General features: G+C 48.1%; 14 protein-coding genes. 5 read left to right on the top strand and 9 right to left on the bottom strand.

The window, feature by feature from the left end:
- Positions 1-170 precede the first annotated feature (170 nt).
- Positions 171-353, top strand: coding sequence for a hypothetical protein (locus tag SK066_RS04900; RefSeq protein WP_188776913.1), 183 nt, complete (start codon positions 171-173; stop codon positions 351-353).
- A gap of 153 nt (positions 354-506) precedes the next feature.
- Here the strand turns inward: SK066_RS04900 and SK066_RS04895 are convergent, their stop codons facing one another.
- From SK066_RS04895 to SK066_RS04875, 5 genes are all read right to left on the bottom strand, one after another.
- Entirely contained in the window at positions 507-2,567 is a 2,061-nt protein-coding gene (locus SK066_RS04895; RefSeq protein ID WP_320543869.1) for a glycoside hydrolase family 32 protein, read from the bottom strand.
- Between the two features lie 332 nt (positions 2,568-2,899).
- Positions 2,900-4,378, bottom strand: a complete 1,479-nt coding sequence (locus SK066_RS04890) for a glycoside hydrolase family 32 protein (protein WP_320543868.1) — start codon at positions 4,376-4,378, stop codon at positions 2,900-2,902.
- A 4-nt stretch (positions 4,379-4,382) separates the two neighbouring features.
- The gene (locus SK066_RS04885) at positions 4,383-5,993 is read right to left on the bottom strand and encodes an extracellular solute-binding protein (protein WP_320543867.1); all 1,611 of its coding nucleotides are present in this window, start codon (positions 5,991-5,993) and stop codon (positions 4,383-4,385) included.
- A gap of 69 nt (positions 5,994-6,062) precedes the next feature.
- Positions 6,063-6,944 (bottom strand): carbohydrate ABC transporter permease, encoded by an 882-nt coding sequence (locus SK066_RS04880; protein ID WP_320543866.1) that lies wholly within the window; start codon positions 6,942-6,944, stop codon positions 6,063-6,065.
- 37 nt (positions 6,945-6,981) lie between these two features.
- Positions 6,982-7,953 (bottom strand): ABC transporter permease, encoded by a 972-nt coding sequence (locus SK066_RS04875; RefSeq protein ID WP_320543865.1) that lies wholly within the window; start codon positions 7,951-7,953, stop codon positions 6,982-6,984.
- Between the two features lie 394 nt (positions 7,954-8,347).
- Here SK066_RS04875 and SK066_RS04870 point away from each other — a divergent pair, with 394 nt between their 5' ends.
- The 3 genes from SK066_RS04870 to SK066_RS04860 all read left to right on the top strand — a co-directional run bounded on the left by SK066_RS04870 (position 8,348) and on the right by SK066_RS04860 (position 13,124).
- Positions 8,348-9,418 carry a LacI family DNA-binding transcriptional regulator gene (locus tag SK066_RS04870; RefSeq protein ID WP_320543864.1) on the top strand — a complete coding sequence of 357 codons (1,071 nt, stop codon included), beginning with the start codon at positions 8,348-8,350 and terminating at the stop codon, positions 9,416-9,418.
- A 541-nt stretch (positions 9,419-9,959) separates the two neighbouring features.
- Positions 9,960-10,547: a biliverdin-producing heme oxygenase gene (locus SK066_RS04865; protein ID WP_250344059.1), complete on the top strand. Its 588-nt coding sequence runs from the start codon at positions 9,960-9,962 to the stop codon at positions 10,545-10,547.
- A 36-nt stretch (positions 10,548-10,583) separates the two neighbouring features.
- Complete coding sequence (locus tag SK066_RS04860) at positions 10,584-13,124, top strand: diguanylate cyclase domain-containing protein (RefSeq protein WP_320543863.1); 2,541 nt, start codon at positions 10,584-10,586, stop codon at positions 13,122-13,124.
- Positions 13,125-13,342: 218 nt separating this feature from the next.
- On the opposite strand, the gene SK066_RS04855 is transcribed toward SK066_RS04860, so the two are convergent.
- Complete coding sequence (locus SK066_RS04855) at positions 13,343-13,990, bottom strand: hypothetical protein (protein ID WP_320543862.1); 648 nt, start codon at positions 13,988-13,990, stop codon at positions 13,343-13,345.
- A 211-nt stretch (positions 13,991-14,201) separates the two neighbouring features.
- On the opposite strand from SK066_RS04855, the gene SK066_RS04850 reads away from it, so the two are divergent.
- On the top strand, positions 14,202-15,128 hold the full coding sequence (locus SK066_RS04850) for a dipeptidase (RefSeq protein WP_320544806.1): 927 nt from the start codon (positions 14,202-14,204) through the stop codon (positions 15,126-15,128).
- A 182-nt stretch (positions 15,129-15,310) separates the two neighbouring features.
- On the opposite strand, the gene SK066_RS04845 is transcribed toward SK066_RS04850, so the two are convergent.
- The 3 genes from SK066_RS04845 to SK066_RS04835 form a co-directional block, all read right to left on the bottom strand.
- Positions 15,311-15,640, bottom strand: coding sequence for a DUF3139 domain-containing protein (locus SK066_RS04845; RefSeq protein ID WP_320543861.1), 330 nt, complete (start codon positions 15,638-15,640; stop codon positions 15,311-15,313).
- 88 nt (positions 15,641-15,728) lie between these two features.
- On the bottom strand, positions 15,729-17,444 hold the full coding sequence (locus SK066_RS04840; protein WP_320543860.1) for an ABC transporter ATP-binding protein: 1,716 nt from the start codon (positions 17,442-17,444) through the stop codon (positions 15,729-15,731).
- Positions 17,445-17,675: 231 nt separating this feature from the next.
- The gene (locus SK066_RS04835) at positions 17,676-17,909 is read right to left on the bottom strand and encodes a hypothetical protein (protein WP_320543859.1); all 234 of its coding nucleotides are present in this window, start codon (positions 17,907-17,909) and stop codon (positions 17,676-17,678) included.
- Positions 17,910-18,044: the final 135 nt, after the last annotated feature.

Below are 18,044 nucleotides of genomic sequence, written 5' to 3'. Positions count from 1 at the left end.
GTTGAAAATTATACTAGAAATCATACAAAGCACATCTCTCCCGTGTTGGAAAGATGTGCTTTTTTTGTATTGATCTTCATCTTTATGCATTTCATCCGATATTAATGGTAAACAGGCGAAGCCGCATCATGAACGTGAACTATACTATTTTATATAAGGTGGATGAATACATGCTTCAATGGATTGACCGTTATTATACAAAGCTAGCTGGTATTATTATTTTTCTGATGATTGTGAATTTCCTCTGTCTGCATACGGGCTGGAATGTATTGCTTGGTGCGCTGTATCTGTCTCTCGCCACGGTGCATTATCGTTCTCGTCTCTGGAAGAAGCAGGCTAACTCCACACTGTGAGCAGACGCTCATTTCTGCATAGTATAGTGCCTCTACTTCATCCTAGCCAACCATCTCCACATGCATTACAAATCCCCCAAATCCATTACATGCCGTGCAATTCTTCTAAAATACAGTGTAACTCGCTTCATTTCCCGCGGAAGGCATGCGATCTTATTCCCATACACTATTCAGTCGATTAACCTTCAAGGATACGACCTCTACATTACCACCCTCCGTATAAAGACTCATCCGACGACTGGCGGCATCGGGAAATACGATGCTGCTGAATACCGTCTGTCCATGATCGGCAAACACCTCTACTGTCGAGCGATCTACCAGAATCCGCAGTCGGATGATGCCGTCTGTCCCGTTTGGCTGCTGCAATGTCGTTTGCTGGAGCGTGCGAAATAGCGGTGAGAAGTCCGTCATACCGGATTGCGAACGGTCGATAAACAGCTGGTGGTCTGCAACCGTATAGCCAACCTTGGTAAACTGCGTGCCTGCATCGTTTTCAAGCAAACGGAAGCCGAATGAATGCGCAGGCTGCTGCTCTGGCAAGCGTAGCTTTGCCTCAATCTCGTAGCTCGCTTCCGACAGACCGGCTAGCAGATTGGGGCTGCTCGGCTGTAGCTCTGTAGCTTCCGTGTGCAGCATAGGACTGCGTAATGCGTTCAACTGCTGTAATGGCTGCTGGGATAGACGCCATCCGTCTGGTGTCGATACGAGCGACAGCTGGCGCGGAATGGTGAGCACGCCCTTCCAATCTCCGGTTGGCTGCTCGAACGCATAATCCCAGTTGGTCATCCATGCCATGACGATGCGCTGCTGCTGTGGTAGTCCGGCAAATGACATTGAAGCATAGAATTCTTTGCCCCAGTCTGTCTTCAGCACTTTGCCTGCGGGATTATCATTCATAAATTTGCCCTCCGGGCTAAGCTGACCGATAAAATATTCTGCATCCGAGCCTTCGGTATTCGGATTCGCACCTGTACTGATCATCAGCACCCATTTCACCTTACCGTCTGCTGCCTGTAAGGGAAATAGATCAGGACATTCCCACACGCCGCCGCGAATATAATTGGCATAGCCAAAATTGTCAGTCAATGTCCAATCGAGCAGATTGGTTGATACGAACAGACGCACATGATCTCCACCGGATACGACCATCACCCAGCGATGATTGGCTTCGTCGCGAACGACCTTGGGATCGCGGAAATCCCATCCACCCGGATCGGTAGCGCTTTTGCCGGGATTATCGATGACGATCGGGCGATCTGCCGGGTAACGCCAGGTGCGACCACGATCTGAACTGTAAGCGATTCCAATTTTCTGATTGCCATTATGCGATGACGGTGTATACGACGTATAATAGGCGATCAAGCCACCATTAGCATCGTCAAATAGACCGGATACATTATGCTCATCGGCAATTGCCGAGCCAGACCAGATGTGTCCAAGCTGATTCCATTCCAACGCAAAGGGTAGGTTTCTCCAGTGGAGTAGATCAGTGCTCACTGCATGCGCCCATCGTCCACCATCCTGATGGAATAGATGATATTCCCCTTGATCATAGATCAATCCATTCGGATCGCTTGCCCACCCACGTAGAGCAGAATAATGATACGCTGGACGATAATCTTCGCCGTAAAATTGCGCTGGCGTCATCCGGTACGTATCTTGAAACGAAGCGGAGCCGCTTAATACCACAATGCCTGCCAGCCCCGCATCCGCGCCTGCTGTTAGCTGCTGTGTATCCAGCGCTGGCTGTGCATAGCCATCGACATACAGCTGCAAATGGCTCCCCTTCACATGCAGCTCCAGTCGATGCTTCACACCGGATTCGCTCGGATAGCTCTGCTGTGATTGCTGGATTACTGTTCCATCTGGCTGCTGCAAGCGTGCAGTGACGCGGTTAGCATTACGAATAAGAAGCACTTGATAACCCTGTTGTCCTTGCTCATCAGTACGAAGCATTACGCCTGCCTGCATAGGTGTGGGATCGTCCACCGGTATCAGATCCGTCATCAGCACCATATCTTGCCCGGTCGGCTGGGCGTATAATCGCATACCGCCCATACCTCCCGTTGATACTGTACCTCTCATTCCACGTCGATCCAATGCCCATGTGGCATCGCCTACCGTATATTCACCTGTTAAATTATAATTCCATGTCGCCGTTTCACCCTCGGGAGCCATAGCTGCCGCTAATGTCGACGAATGCGTAGGTGTCATGGTGTTCGCTCCTGACTGCGGTAAGTCCGCCGCATCTGCTGTAGCCATCATGCCACTATACAAACCGATGGCGAATAGCAATGTCCACAATTTGCGTATAGCGATGCTGCTCTTCTTAGATGAGATGTTTTTATTTGCTAATAAGACACCGGTACGGGGTTGCGTTCTGCCATTGGCATCGTTCCTGCTAGCATGACCTATCTTGCGCTGTTCGCTATCCAAGTTTCCGCCTCCCTGAAGCATGGTCTACGTTCATGGACTTGTATATCATCGTAAGTCTACGTGAAGCAGTAGTGTGATGCTTGCTGTTATTTTGTCGGGTTGTGCTGCCGCTACCTATCTATCGACAAATCATAGACGGCAACCGACATCCAGGCAGGCGGATTCGGTTCATTGGTGGCACGCATTAAACCCAAGCGGTCTGCACCAGCAGGTGGGAATACGAGATCCGTCAGTACGGTGCGCCCTCCATCAGCGAATACCTCCACTGAGCCACGATCTACAAAGATACGTAGCTCACGGACATCCTCTGTAGTCGACAAAGCGGCTTCATGTCGTCCAGCAAAATGCTCATGAAAAGTCCCATCACCGGACATGGTACGATCGATAAATACTATACCTCTGTCTGCATCCACACCGATCACAGTGCGATGTTGCCCATCCGACAATACCTCCCATTGTGCTGAGCTGATAGCCGGTAAGATGATATGCAGTTCATAGCTGCGTAAATGTAAGGAGGTTAGTGCTGCCTCTACCTCTTCCAGTCTGGCGTGATCGAATTGTAATAATGGCTGGCGACAGGCTTCCAATTCGGTCACAGGACGCTGAAGTAGCTGCAATTGTCCATCCTTTGTATATTCCAGCAATAATTCACGCGTGATCGTCATCGCTCCGCGCCAATCGCCTGTTGGAGTCATATTGGCATAGCGCCAGTTGCTCATCCAGCCAATATATAGCCGCCGTCCATCCTCCGCTGGAATGTCCGACCAGTTCACACCTGCATAGTTATCCCGTCCATAATCCAGCCAGCGCACCTGCTGTGAAGCTTTATCCGGTATAAAGGATGTACCATCAAACTGCCCGGTAAAATACTGTGTGCGCGAGCCTTCTGGATGGATGCCATCATCGCCGATACTCACAAGCATCACCCAGCTTTGTTCTCCTTCTGCACCATTTTGCACGGGCAACGGAAATAAGTCCGGACATTCCCATACCCCATCATGACAGCCAATCCCTTCACCAAATTCACTACTTTCTGTCCATTGCAGCATATCCGGTGAACGATACAAAGATACCGTCTGTCCGCAGGCTAAAATCATTACCCAGCAGTGATCTGGCTCATACCAGAATACTTTAGGATCGCGAAAATCCGGTCTGCTCTCATGCGTTAGCACGGGATTGCCTGGATACTTATGCCATGTTCTTCCGCGATCATGACTGTAAGCGAGGCTCTGACTCTGGCATACCGATTGTCCGGGCAATTCACTATGATGGGTGAAGATCGCTACCAGACCCGGCTCCTCTGGAAAGAACCCGGTCGTATTCTTCCAATCGACAACCGCACTACCGGAAAAGATCGTCCCCAGCTCATCTGGCTCCAGCGCCACCGGAAGCTCCTGCCAGTGCACCAGATTGCGCGATACGGCATGTCCCCAGTGCATCGGTCCCCATGTTTTACCAAATGGATGATATTGAAAAAATAAATGATATTCGCCGTCCCAGTACACCATGCCATTCGGATCATTCATCCAGCCGCGAGCAGGTGAGAAATGATACGCACCCCGGTAATCATTTTGTAGCTGCAAAGACATATAATCACTCTCCATTCTGTTGTAGACTGCGGTTGTATCCGTCCTGTCTAATTTTGAGCCACTCCTGTAATCCTAAACGATCCAGCTCCTGAGTATACTCGTTCCATTCCTGATCTGCCTTACCGTTCTGATACCATTCTGTCCGTTTGCGTAGCATATACGGGAACAGATCAGCTTCAATAGTAGATAGACGATCCAGCTCATCGATACTGAAAAACACATTAGGATACGTATAATCTGCCTTCATATGAGGCACCAGCACTTTTTTCATCAGATCCATCCGCCATTTGGCATCGTCTGGCATCGTTGTATATTTGCCAAAATAATTACTCAATATCGCCAGCGGGCCACCGATACTTGTCTTCTGGCGCACCTCTACTGGTGCCGAGCCTTCTAGCGGAAGATGCTTCAGCATCTGCTTTTGCTCATCCAGCTGGAAAATATTTTGCTGGGTCGTATCGCCATACGTTCCCCAGTTATCCTGTACGGATTGGAGCGGCTCGTACAGCTGATCCACCCATTTGGCGGTTTGCTCGAGCTGCTGGTTACTGCTGGTCACGACCATGCTGCCACGGAAAAAGCCCAGTGCATTGTTGCGCGTTACATTCACATTGCCATCTGGCCCTGCAAGCGGCGGCATCAGATCGTATTTATCATTCATTCCAGTGATATTTGCCTTGTCCCATGTAAAATACAAGCCGTACCGATCATCCTTGCCTTTGGCAAGATACGTATTCCAATCCTGCTGGAACGATTCAATATCGATCAAGCCACTCTTGTACAGATCATGAATATAATTGATCGCCTGTCGGTAGCCGTCCTGATTACCAGTGAACAGCACTTTATGATCATTGGTCACAACGGTATGATCGGGATTGTCACCCAGTCCGAAGGAAGCGAACAGAAAGGTCAGATTCTCGCCGCCCGGCTTGTCGATAAACGAAAGTGGAATCTCATCTGCCTTGCCATTGCCGTTCGGGTCCTGCGTTTTGAAGGCAGTCAGCACTTGCTTCAATTCGTCTGTTGTCGTAGGCATCTTCAAATTCAGCTTGTTTAGCCATTCCTTGTTGATCCACGGCATATCATCCACCGATTGGATGCGCTCCTTATCCTTACCTAGCTCCTCGATCCACGGGAACGAATAAATATGTCCATCCGGCGCAGTGATCATTGTCCGATATTCCGGTCGCTCTGCGAGTACCTTTTTAAAATTAGGCATATACTGATCGATCAAATCCTCGAGCGGTACAATGGCACCGTCCTTTGCCAGCTTGAGCAGATCATAATCGCTATATTCTGCTGCAAAGATCGCATCGGGCAGATCACCGCTCGCAATCATCAGATTGCGCTTTTCGGCAAATACGTCGCTTGTATAGCTCGTCCACTCCACATGCACGCCTGTCTTCTTTTCCAGACGCTGCACGACCAGCTTATCGTTCGGATCAGCAGGTGCCAGTGGAGAACTGGACGTGAGAATATGCAAAATCGGCTTGCCGTCCGCTGTCTTCTGCGGCTGAGCTGCTTCCCCTCCGCAACCCGTAACGAGTAATGCCAGTGCAAGAACGGGAATACCGATAGCGCTGTAGATTCGTTTGCTGGATGTGACTCTTTTCATGGATCGTAGCCTCCTCCGGTCATACCGGCATATTATGAAGTGCCTATTTTGTATGGTTTAGACCAACGCTTATTTGAGCGAGCCGACCATCACGCCTTTTTCAAAATACTTCTGAAAGAATGGATACATCACGATGAGCGGTAAGCTTGAAATAACAATCGATGAGTATTTGATCATTTCAGATAGACGTTTGAGCTCAGCCATCGCCTGCTGATCGCCGATCATGCCCGGTGCTGCCTGATTCTGGATCAGAATCGAGCGTAGCACGAGCTGGAGTGGAAACAGCCTGGAATCCTCCAGATAGATCATTGCGTCAAAGTACGAATTCCACTGCCCAACAAAGGCATACAGCGCCAGCACGAACATAATCGGCTTGGACAGCGGCAGTACGATTCTGGTGAAAATAATCCGGTCAGACGCACCATCCACATTCGCCGCTTCCTTTAGCTCACGTGAGATGCCTTTGAAAAAGGTACGTGCGAGAATGATATTCCACACATTGACCGCCCCCGGAATGAGTAGCGCCCACGGTGTATTGAGCATTCCCAGTTCGCGGATCAGCAGGTACGTAGGAATCAAGCCACCCCCGAAAAAGAGCGTAATGATCAGCAGTGTCATGACGGTACGACGCCCAACGAGTGAGTCGTCTGCCAGCGCATAGCCTGCACCGATCGATACGAGTACCGTAATGATCGAGAATGCCGCGGCATACCAGACCGAATTGAAAAATCCGCGAATCATCGCTTCATTGCTCAAAATTTTACGATATCCCTCCAGACTCCAATCGCCTGGATGAAATGACAGCCCACGATTCAGCAGCACCGTCGGATCCATAAACGAAGCGACGATAATATAGCCAAATGGAACAACGACCACCAGCACCGCGAGTAGCAGAAACAGCTTCATGCATACCAGCATAAACCGATCAAACGGCGAATTTTGAATGAGCATACGCATTCCTTCCCTTCATGAATAAATCCGGCTGCAATTAATACAGCCCCTGATTGTCATTCAGCTTCTTCACGATCATATTCACGCCGATCAGCAGCACGACATTAATTAGCGAGTTGAACAGCCCAACCGCGGCAGAATACGCATAATCGCCAGATTGTAGACCGATCTTGTACACATATGTTGCAATGATCTCCGATGCAGGCAGGTTCATCGACGTTTGTAGCAGATATGCCTTTTCAAAGCCGATCGACATAATGCCACCCGCTGCTAAGATGAACACGATTGCCATGATGGGCTTGATGGTAGGCAAGTCGATATGCCAGATACGTCGCAACAGGCTAGCTCCATCCAGACTGGCGGCATTGTGCAGCTCTGGATCCACATTGGCAAGGGCAGCTACATAGATGATCGATGCCCAGCCAGCCGTTGCCCAGATATCCGATAAAATGTACACCCAGCGAAAATATTCCGGATCGGTCATAAACATCATCGGCGATCCGGTAATCCAGCTCACCACCTGATTAATCGGACCTGTGGGCGATAGGAAAATGAAGAGCATTCCGGCAATGACGATGACCGATACAAAATTAGGTGCATACAGAAACAGCTGAATATTCTTCTTGATGCCGCGGCGGCGAATCTGATTGAGCATCAGCGCTAGCAAAATCGGAATCGGAAAGCCGCAGATGAGCCCGTAAGCACTCAATTTAAGCGTATTCATAAAAATCGTCTCAAAGTTGGGTGAAGTAAGAAATTTCTCGAAGTGTTTGAACCCGACCCATTCGCTATTCCAAATTCCCCGAATCGGGCTAAAATCCTTAAATGCGATAACCGCCCCGTACATTGGGCCGTATTTAAAAATCAGTGTTAGCAGGAGTGCAGGCGTAAGAAGCAAATACAGAAATCGATTTTTCTTCAGCTGTGCCCACACTCCCCTACTAGTGCGACGCTCATGTAGTAGTGTCTGCCCGGTATGCCGTTTCCCTACTTTGGCGGAGCTTTCCATTCATGTTCCCCCATTTCATTGTGATGAATGACGCGATGCGTGCCAATGTCGTCAAAGTAGCCTTGCCTACGAATTAAAGTAATCGCTTACATAATTGCTTCAGCAATAGCCCATGCTACAGCAAACGGCTACCTTTACAATAGTCAGCATTCATTTGTCGCTTTTTTCATTTACAATTTAACAAATTAATTGTTCATATGTCAATATAAAATGTAAAAATAAAGAGACGAAAATACAACTTATAAGTGTGCATTTGTATAAATTAAGTTTACATTTGTGCATCTATAATTGCTTTTGTGTGTAAACTGCTTTATATTCAAACTATGCAATGAGATGAGCGGAATAGCCTGATCCCTGCTTGCCCATCCCAACAATACAAAGGTGGATACGGACGATGACTCGAGAAAAAACAACCATTCAGCATATTGCCGATGCACTGGGCATTTCGCGCAATACCGCCTCCAAGGCACTCAATGACCATCCCTCAATTCCTGCTGACACCCGGCAAAAGGTGATTCAAAAAGCAATCGAGCTGAAATACAAGCAATTCGCTTATATGGAAACAGACAATCTACTTCCTCGGCAGACAGGAAATATTGCGCTGTTAACCACTAATATGCCCAACACCTCCCATTTTGGCTCCGCGCTGATCAGCGGACTGGAGAAACGAATTAGCTCCGAAGGCTATAATCTATCCATTCATATCGTGCGCGACGATGAGCGCGATGCAGGCAAGCTGCCTAACAACTTTGACAGCACCGCTGTGGATGGAATCGTATGTATCGAGCTTTTTGATGCCGCTTACAGTGAGATGATCACCAGACTCGGCATTCCAGCGATCTTTATCGATTGCGCTGCTACTACCGATTATTCCAGCTTCCAGGCCGATGTTCTTTTGATGGAAAATGAACATAGCATTTACCGACTGACCAAGCAGCTATTAGATAACGGCTACCAGCGTATCGGCTTTGTCGGCGATCGCTATCATTGCAAAAGCTTCTACGAGCGCTGGCTCGGTTATCGCCGGGCGCTGCTCGAACAGGAGATTGAGTTTGATCCAGCGCTATGTATTCTGGATGATGATCGCTATTTTATTTTCGAAACTGATTGGATGGAACACCGATTGGAACAGCTGGAGCAATGGCCGCAGGCATTTGTATGTGCCAACGACTTTATCGCTGTACGGCTGATGAAGGCGCTCAAGGCACGCGGATTATCACTACCACGCGATATTGGTATTACCGGCTTCGATGATGCCACTGAATCGCGCATCGTTGAGCCGCATCTGACCACAGTGCATATTTATAGCAGTGATATGGGCGTGCGTGCAGCGGAAATGCTGCTCTCCCGCATTCGTCATCCGCAGCAGCCCTATTACACAGCTCATATGCAGACGCATGTGCTCATTCGCGATTCTGCTCCAGCACTGACCAGGTCAGCAGGCCTGATATCTCCTTCATCATAGAAAAGGTGCTTATACGAGGTGTACGCTACCTTCGAATCTCCTGAAGCCTATGTAAACCATAGACGAGTAGCGCTCGCAAGCTACACACATGCTATATACATGCCAATCAGCCCCGCGCTATACTGCTTCGAGTCGGATACGATCCGTCTACGAGCAGCATAATGTGGGGCTTCTTTGGATTTTAGCATTAGTTCAGTTTTGCGCTGGTTGTTCCAGTTTTACTTTTAGCATTACTCTCTCTTCACTTTCATCGAGAGTTGTTCAAACAAGTAATACATTTCCAATCATTTGCGTTTGCTTTCATTATATGGTACGTTCTGCTACACACACCGTATTGACTACTCTTTTCATCCAATTTATAGTAGTTCCTTATGTATCTGAATAGAGCAGTAGGTGAGATATTTAAAAACTATACTACTACCCAGCTCTGTTCGCGTGATAAAATAGAATACAGCCCTTTTTGTCATTGGCGTCATACGTATCGATGTGAAGACGGTTTAATTGAAATGAACAACCCTGATCAGTAAAGGATGGATAAACCATGAGCACCGATATTTTGGAGCGTCTGCGTGTAGATACCGCGGATTCCCATCAACAGATTGAAAATAACAGCTATGCTCGCTCCATGATGGACAAGAGCATGACGTTGCCACAGTATACACAATATTTACAGTTGTTTTATGGCTTTTTGAAGCCGCTGGAGCAACGTGCAATTCATTCTGGATTGCCAACCGAGCTTGGACTGGATATGGATATTCGCGGCAAAACCGCGTTGCTAGAAAGTGATCTGCTGCATCTCGGTCTAACCTCAGCGCAGCTATCCGAGCTTCCTCTATGTACTAATCTGCCTGACATCTCAACAGCAGAGCGATTGATCGGCTCTTTCTATGTGATCGAGGGCTCTACACTTGGCGGCCAGATTATTACGAAGCAATTGATGAAGTTCCTGCCAGTAGAGCCGGAAGCGGGCATCTCTTATTTTAATGGCTATGGTCAGCAGACACGAGATCAATGGCTGAGCTTCCGCGAGCTTATTTTAAAATACGGTCAATCGGATGCTAGTCGACATGAGATTGTTCATTCTGCACGCGAGACATTCGATCTGCTCCAGCAATGGATTAATGCCTAATGTAACGCATAACATGAGAATGGAGGCCCATCTTATATGTCTGATGCAAGTAATAACAACCAGCGTCTTAATCGTACACTGCTGACAGATGGAAACTTCATTACAAGCGAACCAATCGATCTGACGAATTGCGATAAAGAACCGATTCATATTCCCGGACGTATTCAGCCACATGGCGTATTGCTTGCCGTTACTCGAGATAGCGAGCATAAGATCGTTCAGTGTAGCACGAATACCGATCAGCTGCTCGGTCGCCCTTCTAACGAGCTACTCGGACAACCGCTAGAATCGGTCATTGGTGAAGAGCAATTATTTTCGCTAATGAGCGGTGATCTGACAGCAGAAGCGACGTCTGATCTTCAATATATTGAAATCAATGTGGAAGTGAATGGTGAGATGGTTGAGTTCTATGCGGTACTGCATGAGAGCGAAGGCTTGATCATTATTGAAATGGAATGCCCGGCTGAGGACGAATCGATGATCAGCAATGAATTTGAATGGATTCAGACGTTCTTCGGTCGTGTGAAGCAAACGACAAGTCGTGCGGAAGCGAGCCAGGCTGCCGCCGATCAGATTCGTGACATGCTCGGCTATGATCGGGTCATGGTCTATGAATTCGATAGTCAATGGAATGGTAAAGTTATCGCTGAAGCGAAGCAGGCAGGGCTGGAGCCATTTCTCGGACATCACTATCCGGCATCTGACATTCCGAAGCAAGCGCGTGAGCTATATTTGCGGAACTGGCTACGTCTGATCGTCGATGTGAACTATACGCCGGTAGAGGTTGTTCCAACAACACAGCCGCTGACTGGCAAGCCGCTGAACCTGAGTTTATCGGTTCTGCGTAGCGTCTCCCCACTGCATATTGAGTATTTGCACAATATGGGTGTGGGCGCAACGATGACCATTTCGCTTATTCATAACAATCAGCTATGGGGACTCATTACATGTCACCATTATTCACCTAAATATATTTCGCATCGTAAACGCAATCTGTGCAACTTCCTCGGTGCCTTCTTCTCGAACGAGCTGTATCAGCGACAGCAGCTCGACGATTATGAATCCGAGCGTCAGCTTCGTAAAACGGCTCTGCGTATTGCCAGCATCTTCACCGGCAGTATGAACTCGATCCGTGTTGCCGAGCAGCTGCATGATGAGGAACATAGCCTGCTTGCGCTGATGAGCGCCTCCGGTGCGGCTGTGAGCTATCAGGATAAGCTACTGCTATATGGAGTAACGCCAGAGCCTGGACAGGTACGTGAGCTAGCAGGCTGGATGGGCAGTCGTTCACGCGACTACATCTATTCGTCCTCCAGACTCAGTCTGGAATATGAACCCGCCAAAGCCTATAAGGCAAAAGCATCCGGGGCGCTCTATCTTGCTATCTCGCCAGGACTTCACAATTATATCATCTGGTTCCGTCCCGAAGTGCTACAAATTGTAGAATGGGCAGGCGATCCAGCCAAAGCCGTCATTCAGGAAAACGATGGGTTCCGTCTGTCTCCACGCAAATCATTTGAAAAGTGGCGTCAGGTTGTGCAGTCCACGTCATTGCCATGGCAGCCGAAGGAACTGAATATTTTGCCAGAGCTAAAAGCAATCGTGCATCGTCAAACGGAAAATCAGTTGCGCGAAATGGAGGAGCAGGCGCTACAGGATGCTCGCACCCTACGCCGCAATGAACAGCGTTATATTCAGCTGATGGAAATGTCACCGGTAGCCTTTTTCACCCTAACGCATCGCAATATCATCTATTGCAATCATGAGGCAGCGGTATTGCTGGGCATGGAATCCAGTGAGCAGCTCACCGGGCTTGATTTCCTGCAATTCGTGCAGGATGAGTTCAAGGACGATATGATCCACTACCTGAATCAGCTGGAGCAAAATCTGATTCATATGATCTCCAACAATTCCTGCTTCAAAAACACATCCGGCGACTCGCTCAAGCTGGAGATTACGCTGGCAGCAATCAGCTACGGCGGTAAGCCTTCCGTGATGATCATTGCACGTGAATCGACGCAGGATATCGGCGTCTCCGAAGCCTATACCGTGATGAGTGATCAGCTCCAAAGCTATATGGCAACCGATCCGCTGACCGATATGCCGAACCGGATGGCATTCGAGAAAATATTGATGGATAACTGGTATACCGCGATCCAGGAAGAACAGCTGGTGTCCCTACTGCTCATCGATATTGACGATCTGCGTGAATATAATGCGATCCACGGACTCAATGGTGGCGATCTATGCGTGCAATGGGTAGCAGACGTACTGAATGTGACCAGTTCACGCTGTGACGCAGAGATTGCTCGCTTCAGTGGCGGTACATTCATGCTACAGGTTCGTGGGAAAGATAAAGATAGTGTCGTCCAGCTCGCAGAGGATATTCGCAGCAGTGTGGTGGAATTACAAATTCCTACCGGAAGCTCGTCGAACAGCGGATTTATCACGGTCAGTGTAGGTGGCGTGATGATGATGCCAGATCCACTGGTGCATCCGACGGACCTGATCCTGCGCGGTGAGGAAGCATTAATGCAAGCGAAGGCACTTGGGAAAAATCAGGTTGCTTTTTTATAGATGACATATTGTGCAGCATGGGCTGTAGATCATCGTCATACCTATATGGAATGAATGTATGGGTATCAATGAATTATAACGAAAAGGTGCATAAGATCGCTTATACTCGGCGATCTTATGCACCTTTTTTAGTTATAGGATCTAGCTTCCTTACACGATGCATGATGCGATCCCTACCGAGCTATTCATTTGAAGATAATAGATCGTCGATAGAACAGCTATTCACGATAATAGCTCCCTACCATATGAAGCTGCCTGGACTTGACGATCTGAAAGGGATACAGGTAACCATGACGTAATTTGCGCTTCCCTTTCCCCCAGATATCCGTCCCGGATGTGAACCGATAGGCTTGGTCGATAAATTTGGAGCAATAATTATGCTCGATATCGTCCATTCCGGTATTCAAACGATAGGCGGTTACTGTGTGCACATGCTGCTCTGCCCATGCCGCTGCCTCCGCTCCAACACCCTCATCCTGTGCACGAAACACAATAAAACGATCACCTGCATAAAATCGCTTCACATACCATTCCACCGTATCCGAGAATACCGGGCCAAATGGATGCACATGATATACACGTCCATCCGTTCCGAGGATTCCCATATGACCTGCATAATACGTCGATTCCGAGCTTGGCGTGTAAATGATATCGCCTGCGAGCAACGGAATTTCGCGAATACGGGATACAGGCAGATCCTCCTTCTGTTGTCGTACAGCAGCACGTCTACGGGGCACTTCGACTAGCGCACGGTGAAACACACCTGCAACCGCCAGATATACCTCTGCCCACTGAATACGTCCATCCTGATCACGGTCGAATACCTTTTGCAAAAATGACCGTATACGTCCCTTTTTCTTTTCCATCGTACACCTCAATCGTATGGCAGCCTGCCGCTAGAAATATAGACATTTCCAGCAGACAGACATTGCTTTTAAAATAGCTTGAAATAACTTACCTGCTGTATGATTACCCACTACTCGCCTGTACTTTATCTATCGAGTGGCGTATGATGTAAAGTAATTTTAGTGTGGTACCTACATAAGATGCAAATTCATAACGAAAGGAGCAATGATGATGCATATTTTCGATCTTCATTGTGATGCTCTATACAAAATCGTGGAGTCCAGAGGTACGCTTAGCTATAGCGATGCACCGGAGCTGGATACGAACTATGCACGGCTACAGGAAGGTGAGGTACGGATGCAGGGCTTTGCAATTTTCGTTGACCCGGAGCTACCTGATCCGCTTCGCTTCCAAAATGCGCTCGATCAGGTGCATTATTTCTATGACGAAGTGCTAGACAAGCATCCGAATATGGTACATATTACCAAGTGGTCTGATATTGCCGCGCTACAGCCGGGACAGATCGGTGCCCTGTTAACATTAGAAGGGGTTGACCCGATCGGTAATGATCTGAAAAAGATGAATATTCTGTATCGACTCGGAGTACGCTCGGTTGGTCTGACATGGAACTTTGCCAATCTAGCGGCAGATGGGGCGCTTGAGGAGCGTGGAGCCGGGCTGACTGCATTTGGGCGCGAGCTGGTGACCATGTTCAACCGCAATCAGATACTGACCGATGTGAGCCATCTATGCGAGCGTGCCTTCTGGGATGTGCTGGAGGTAGCGAAGTATCCTTTTGCCTCCCATTCCAATGCACGTGCGATTCTGGATCATCCGCGTAATCTCACGGATACACAGGCACAGGCGATGTTCCAGCGTGACGCGATGATTCATGTGGTGTACTGTCCATATTTCATTAGTGAGCAGGAGTCTGTAAGTATCACTGATCTGCTGCGGCATATTGATCACTTTTGTTCGCTAGGTGGAGTAAAGCATATCGGTCTAGGCTCAGACTTTGACGGCATTGCTTACCATGTTCAGGATCTGGAGCACGCTGGACAATCGCAGCGTGTGATCGATGAGTTGCTCAAGCATTATAGTGAGGAACAGGTACGTGGATTCGCGCATGAGAATTTTCTAAGGCATCTGCCACGCTAAAAGGCTAAATCAGCATCTAGCTGAGTATATCGCTGTGTATGCGGCTATATGCTGCTATAGGTTACTATATGTGGCTGTGTATTTGGCTATGTATATGTACTCATTCAAACCAAAAAACCTGCATTCGTTTGCTACTCAACGGATACAGGTTTTTTGATTATTTACTATAAAATAGAGCGATGTTATTTGCTTACCCCTTCCCAATGCTTAAACTGTCCTCCTTTTTGGATCACATCCTCATTCGGGAAAATTTGAGTCCACTGCCCCACGCCGCGATCCGTGTAGGTGTAGGTTCGGTCAGGTTCATCCTTAAACGTTACATACATCGGAAATGTCGGTAGCTTGCCTATTTTCGTATCTATACTTAAAATGTTGGACGCTTCTACGTTTTGCTGCTGAATTAAATAGTTGGTTAAGTCTTCTTTTAAGTGGTTGATTTTCAGCTGTATGCCTGCAAAAGAAATCATCACTACTATTAGAACTACAATCATGATCCACCAGCGCTTTTTCATAAAACTCCCTTCAAAAACAGCCTTGCTAACTCCAATCGAATTAGCAAGGCTGTTTAGATCATCTATTCTGTGATGCTACCCTTCCAGCTCAAGCTCCAAACTGTGCCGCATGTAATCGTGCATACGCGCCGCCTGCGCTGATCAGCTCATCGTGTGCGCCTTGCTCCGCAATGCCTTCCGGTGTCACGACGATAATGCGGTCGGCGTTCTTAATCGTAGCCAGACGATGCGCGATGATTAACGTGGTGCGCCCAACAGCCAGCTCGTTCAGCGACTGCTGGATCGCTGCTTCGGTTTCCGTATCGAGCGCTGAAGTGGCTTCATCCAGAATGAGAATCGGCGGATTTTTCAGGAACATACGTGCAATCGACAGACGCTGCTTCTGTCCACCCGACAGCTTCACACCACGCTCACCGATGATCGTATCCAGCCCTTCTGGATACGATTGGATCAAGGTTTCTAGCTGTGCACGGCGTGCTGCCTGCCAGACCTCCTCCTCGGTCGCATTCAGCTTACCATACGAGATATTTTCCCGAATCGTGCCGTCAAACAGGAACACATCCTGCTGTACGATACCAATCTGCGTCCGTAGTGAGGATAAGGTCATCTGCCGCACATCCATACCGTCGATGCTAATCTCTCCGCTCTGAATATCATAGAAGCGTGGTAATAGACTGCATAACGTCGTTTTCCCCGCACCGGATGGCCCCACCAGCGCGACCGTTTCACCTGCAATAATATCCAGATTAATATTGTTTAAAATAGGCTCCTTGCCTTCATAGCCGAAGGTCACGCCACGATAGCGAATCGCTCCCTTGAGCGGAGGAGCAGGCACAGCACCCGGCAGATCATGAATCTCAGTATCTGTATTAAGCAGCTCCTCATAGCGACGGAAGCCAGCAATCCCTTTCGGATATGTCTCAATGACCGAGTTCAATTGCTTGATAGGTGTCAAAAATACATTCGACAGCAATACAAACGCGATAAAGTCACCATACGTCATACCACGCTCCAGCACGAACCATGTCCCACATACGAGCGAGAATAACGATACAAACTTGATCAAAATATAGCTGATCGACGAGTTCCACGCCATAATCCGATAGGCAAGCAGCTTCGTGCGACGGAAGCTTCCGTTATCTGTAGCGAACTGAGCAATCTCATGCTCCTCATTAGCGAAAGCCTGCACGACACGCATACCGCTCACATTGTTCTCTACACGAGCGTTAAAGTTAGCGATATCGCCGAATAGTTTGTTAAAGGCACGCGACATTTTACTACCGAAAAAGATCGATAGATAGATCATAAATGGAATGACGATAAATGTGAGAATCGCCAGCTCCAGATTCAGATTGGCCATCAAAATAAAGGCACCGATCAGCGTCATAATCGCAATAAACAGATCCTCTGGCCCGTGATGCGCAATCTCCCCGATATCCATCAGATCACTCGTCATACGCGAGACAAGATGCCCGGTCTTGGCATTATCGAAGAAGCGAAATGGCAGACGCTGAATATGATCAAACAGCTTCTTGCGCATATCCGTCTCAATATTAATTCCCAGCTTATGCCCCCAGTACGTCACGATATATTGCAAAATCGAGCTAACTAAAAAAATACCGAACAAGCCTGCACACGCCCACAAAATAATCGACCAGTCTCCACCAGGCAGCAGATCATCGATCACTCGCTGTACGGCAATCGGAAAAGCTAGCTCCAGTAGCGCCGCCACGACTGCGCAGCCAAAATCCAGTATAAACAGTCCTCTATACGGCCTGTAATAAGCAAAAAAACGACGTAGCATATGTATGATTCCCCCTCTTCTACCGCTGTATTACTCCAGCTTGAATACGAGCGGTTAAACGGCTTGAGCCGACTCGGTAATCAGGCTCAGACACACAGCAGCGCTGAATGAACAGTCGATTATAGCATGGACTGTTTATTCAGCGCCGCTTCTGTACGGGAATAGTATAGCATCTTTATTTTAAAATGAGAACGATTATCAATTAAAAAAATCCCATTATTTGTGGATCGCTTACATAAATGCACGAATAAAATAAATGATCGGCACGGCCACTACATAAAACATCGTAAACGAAATACGCTGTGGGCGTGGCAAGGTCAACAGTCCGATCACAATCCCAGCCATCAATAGCGCCATGCCTGACAGTACTGCTCCCCTCGTCTGAAACAGAACGTACACCGCAATTGCCGCCATTACGAGCAGCCAGCTAATCCATTTGTACATGTTATTGTTCACTAATGTCATGTTGATACACCTCACTCTGAATAATCGATTGTCGTCTACTGAATGGAATGATTGCTCTGGCACCTTCTGGCAAGCTGAACGATACCTGTTACATGCTCGCTGGAGATGCCATGGTAAAATGCCTGAGTTTGTAAA

Origin of the sequence: Paenibacillus hunanensis (assembly GCF_034055775.1) — a bacterium.
Taxonomy (GTDB): Bacteria; Bacillota; Bacilli; order Paenibacillales; family Paenibacillaceae; genus Saccharibacillus; species Saccharibacillus hunanensis.
Note: the sequence above shows the minus strand (reverse complement) of the source record. Positions and strands in the feature narration are given on the sequence as shown.

What these genes read in the sequence shown, in the direction of transcription:
- SK066_RS04900 (WP_188776913.1), top strand. Translation starts at nt 171, where the DNA reads ATGCTTCAATGGATTGACCGTTATTATACAAAGCTAGCTGGTATTATT.
- SK066_RS04895 (WP_320543869.1), bottom strand. Translation starts at nt 2,567, where the DNA reads ATGACACCTACGCATTCGTCGACATTAGCGGCAGCTATGGCTCCCGAG.
- SK066_RS04890 (WP_320543868.1), bottom strand. Translation starts at nt 4,378, where the DNA reads ATGTCTTTGCAGCTACAAAATGATTACCGGGGTGCGTATCATTTCTCA.
- SK066_RS04885 (WP_320543867.1), bottom strand. Translation starts at nt 5,993, where the DNA reads ATGAAAAGAGTCACATCCAGCAAACGAATCTACAGCGCTATCGGTATT.
- SK066_RS04880 (WP_320543866.1), bottom strand. Translation starts at nt 6,944, where the DNA reads ATGCTCATTCAAAATTCGCCGTTTGATCGGTTTATGCTGGTATGCATG.
- SK066_RS04875 (WP_320543865.1), bottom strand. Translation starts at nt 7,953, where the DNA reads ATGGAAAGCTCCGCCAAAGTAGGGAAACGGCATACCGGGCAGACACTA.
- SK066_RS04870 (WP_320543864.1), top strand. Translation starts at nt 8,348, where the DNA reads ATGACTCGAGAAAAAACAACCATTCAGCATATTGCCGATGCACTGGGC.
- SK066_RS04865 (WP_250344059.1), top strand. Translation starts at nt 9,960, where the DNA reads ATGAGCACCGATATTTTGGAGCGTCTGCGTGTAGATACCGCGGATTCC.
- SK066_RS04860 (WP_320543863.1), top strand. Translation starts at nt 10,584, where the DNA reads ATGTCTGATGCAAGTAATAACAACCAGCGTCTTAATCGTACACTGCTG.
- SK066_RS04855 (WP_320543862.1), bottom strand. Translation starts at nt 13,990, where the DNA reads ATGGAAAAGAAAAAGGGACGTATACGGTCATTTTTGCAAAAGGTATTC.
- SK066_RS04850 (WP_320544806.1), top strand. Translation starts at nt 14,202, where the DNA reads ATGCATATTTTCGATCTTCATTGTGATGCTCTATACAAAATCGTGGAG.
- SK066_RS04845 (WP_320543861.1), bottom strand. Translation starts at nt 15,640, where the DNA reads ATGAAAAAGCGCTGGTGGATCATGATTGTAGTTCTAATAGTAGTGATG.
- SK066_RS04840 (WP_320543860.1), bottom strand. Translation starts at nt 17,444, where the DNA reads ATGCTACGTCGTTTTTTTGCTTATTACAGGCCGTATAGAGGACTGTTT.
- SK066_RS04835 (WP_320543859.1), bottom strand. Translation starts at nt 17,909, where the DNA reads ATGACATTAGTGAACAATAACATGTACAAATGGATTAGCTGGCTGCTC.